The 2,843-nt window shown below is 38.6% G+C and carries 2 protein-coding genes and 2 pseudogenes; 3 read left to right on the forward strand and 1 reads right to left on the reverse strand.

Annotated features, from left to right (window positions below):
- A pseudogene (locus DWW23_RS26055) lies at positions 1–264 on the reverse strand (hypothetical protein); the annotation flags it as partial.
- A gap of 300 nt (positions 265–564) precedes the next feature.
- Here DWW23_RS26055 and DWW23_RS26065 point away from each other — a divergent pair.
- The 3 genes and pseudogenes from DWW23_RS26065 to DWW23_RS26080 all read left to right on the forward strand — a co-directional run.
- Entirely contained in the window at positions 565–789 is a 225-nt protein-coding gene (locus DWW23_RS26065; protein WP_122357371.1) for a DUF4248 domain-containing protein, read from the forward strand.
- A 783-nt stretch (positions 790–1,572) separates the two neighbouring features.
- Positions 1,573–2,097 (forward strand): hypothetical protein, encoded by a 525-nt coding sequence (locus DWW23_RS26075; protein WP_122357368.1) that lies wholly within the window; start codon positions 1,573–1,575, stop codon positions 2,095–2,097.
- A 531-nt stretch (positions 2,098–2,628) separates the two neighbouring features.
- Positions 2,629–2,843 (forward strand): annotated as a pseudogene (locus DWW23_RS26080) (hypothetical protein); the annotation flags it as partial.

Genomic DNA, 2,843 nt, shown 5'->3' on the forward strand with positions numbered 1-2,843 from the left:
GGTGCCCGGTGAGAAGACGATACGAGCCTTGTTGAAGAGGGAGACATTGAAGTCCTTTTCGTTTTCAGTTCCTTTGCTGCCTGCAACCATACGGAAGTTACCCAAGCGGCTCATCTGGATCACATCGCCTTCTTCCAGGCGTTCTTCCATGACGGAAAGAAGACCTTCGATGACGAGCATCACATCACCAATAAAAGCGGTGCTTCGAACGGCAATCAGATCGCAAAGCTTATTGAAATTGAGTTTCTTCAATGAACGGACCTGTGCATAAAATAATTAGGAACCGGCGGCAGCGTCTTTGCGCATGTCGGGGCGTTTTACTAAGTGGAAACTTAAAGCCATAATTTATTAATTGAAAGTTGATAATTGAAAATTACTGGTTGGTTATCGATAACATGACAAAGATATGAACCCAGAAAAACGGTTGTGACATGAAATGACGTTAGCGGTTATAGAAAGTTTAATAAGGGAGAATAAACATACAAATAGCACGCATAAACATTGATTTTCATTTCTTTAAATGGTATTTATTTCTTATCTTAGAGGTAATTAATACATATGGAAATGGAAGAAGAAAAATTTAAAATCCGCAGTTACGGATGGACGGAACTGGCACTTTGTTATAATCCGAATCTGCACCCGAACTCGGCATCACGCTTGTTACATCGTTGGGTAGTAAGAAACGAAAAACTGGTTAAAACATTAAGAGCAGCCGGGTTCTGCGAACGGCAACGAAAACTGACACCGAAACAGGTCGGGGTGATCGTTGGTTTTTTAGGGGAACCGTGATTGAATTGAAAATTGAGAATTGAAAATTTAAAAGTCCCTTATTTTGGATGCGAAAGATATATGTTTTGAAGATGAAATAAGGGACTTTTGAAGGTGAAAGATATATGCTTCAAGGAAGAGGAGATCGGTTTAGTTAGCATAGAATGTTGTTTTACAGCATGATACTAAAAGATTATGCGTAAACCGATTAATACGAATAAAAAAAAAGAACAACGAACATGTTCCTGAAGAGTATGTGGCTTTTATGATCTCACTTTTTGCCGGGCTGAAGCAGAACGGTCTGTTCGGTGATTATTCATACAAGAAGATCGCTGAATTTATAAATCCGTTTTTCATATTTAAGTATGCAGCGAGTACCGTTTGCAAAAACATGAAACTATTCGACAAATACTCGGACTATTACACTGAAATACAAGAGTTTATAAAAACATTAAAAAACAAAGTCAAATCAACAGACAAAAAATAATATTTATTAACCCGCTGTGAAACAGCATTCTAAGAAATACAGAACGGGTAAAATTGGTACTATAATCCGGAGATGTTCATATCTACCTTTGCAGAGAGATTAAATGAAGTAAGTTCTTTGTTTTGCTGTAATCTGAAAAAATGCCGGAGGCTTATATATCTTTATAAAAAGTTCTTTCTATATTTATATAGCCTTGCAGACCTTAGGACAAAACGATTTCACCGCATAGCCTATATCGCTCATTTTCAGAAAACTAAGAACAACAAACTAATTTCATTTTCGATTTCAGTAATTTTTTACTTTTAAATTGTATTGTTATGAAAAAGAAAAAGATTGAAAATGAATTACTTACGAAAGATTCTTCTGTTAGGGACCTTCTCGGACAAACTTTTATCAAGACACCCCGTTCGATGTTTAAACGGATGCAAAGTAACAACATTATCGACCGCCAGGTGGCTCATTTGCACCTCTTGCTATTCGGTCTTTGTTATCACACTGACGGGTTTTGTACTGTAAATAAAAGGACTTATATCTGCCGTAGAGGAGAATTCATCGGAAAACAAGCCACCCTGGCTAAATGGATGGATATAAGTGCCAGTACACTGAGCCGCTTATTAAAGAGAATGAACTATCTTGGACTGGTATCCCTTCAGCATGTCATCGGTGGAAGCCGCATCTGTCTGACCGGTTACGATGAATTTACTTTTGTACCTACCGAACCGGAAACCGGAAGAAAGGAAAAGAATGACGTCCCTAAAAGTTCAGCGGCAGCCCAAATGGCTGAAGCCGAAAGAAACATGGGAGGACGAAGCATGCAGGATTCTACAAACTTACCTAACTAATGACGATTATGGAAGCAATAGAATCTATACGCCAGATGGAAGAAGCGGTGATTAGAAGCTGTTTCCGAAAATAAAAAGAAACGCCTCGCCATCCTTATTCATATTGCCAAACGCCGTGAACAGTTACGGCATTTCTCGGAGAATCAGGATAGGCCCGGGGGCGGTAATTGTGCTAATACGGTAATGTGCCAATATGCCAATGGGGGTGGCAATAGATTCAGTATTTATCAGAGTTGAATGTTTCAATAATTATCAGAGTTGAACTATCCTATAATCAAAGTGACATGACTATTACAGGTTCATTTGCCGTTGGTTTTAACCAACGGTCTACAGATTGTATCCCTTTTTGGGCTTTAGCCGCATTTCTCTTAAATAGCGAGACTGTTAAAAATGGGACTAAAGTCCAATGAGATAAATTATTACTAATCCGTCAGTTAAAACTGACGGCAAATGAACCTGTAACTAAGTATGTCTTATTGATGACTGAGGCTTATGCTCAGATAGGTTCAATTATTTCTAATCAAATAATAAATGAAATTTATATCTAAACTAATTATTGGGGGAGGTATTTTATTGCTTCCCTGGAATACGTATGCTCAGTTTACTAGAAAACTGAATTACCGGACAGAGACCGGGATCGGCTTTAGCGGAGGGGAACATACGCCTTTCTGGCTGACTGCGAACAAACAAGGGCTTTCGTCTATCGAAAAGAATAACGGTTATCTGCGTGCCGGGATTTTCCGGGA

Origin of the sequence: Parabacteroides sp. AF14-59 (genome assembly GCF_003479515.1) — a bacterium.
Taxonomy (GTDB): Bacteria; Bacteroidota; Bacteroidia; order Bacteroidales; family Tannerellaceae; genus Parabacteroides; species Parabacteroides faecis.